This is a genomic window from Martelella sp. FLE1502, assembly GCF_053484255.1.
Genome location: NZ_JBAKFQ010000086.1, coordinates 1 through 224, shown reverse-complemented (window position 1 = coordinate 224; position 224 = coordinate 1). Strand labels below are relative to the sequence as shown.

Sequence of the window (224 nt, the reverse complement as noted above, 5' to 3'; positions counted from 1 at the left end):
GCTGCTCCACCGCTTCGTCATTCAGCGAGCGATTCTCAAGACGCAGCACCAACCGGCCGCGCCCGGCCATCGCGTCACGCGCGTTGGCCGCCAGGTTCAGCACCACACTCTGCAGGTTTCCGACATCGACAAAGACCGGCCAGGGCCGACCTACGACATCCAAATCAACCTGCACCGCAGACCCGAGAGCGCCATCGAGCAACTCATGCATCTGCTCCAGCAGA

General features: G+C 62.9%; 1 pseudogene. It reads right to left on the bottom strand.

What is annotated here, in order from left to right:
* Positions 1-224, bottom strand: a pseudogene (locus V6767_RS22780) (hybrid sensor histidine kinase/response regulator); the annotation flags it as partial.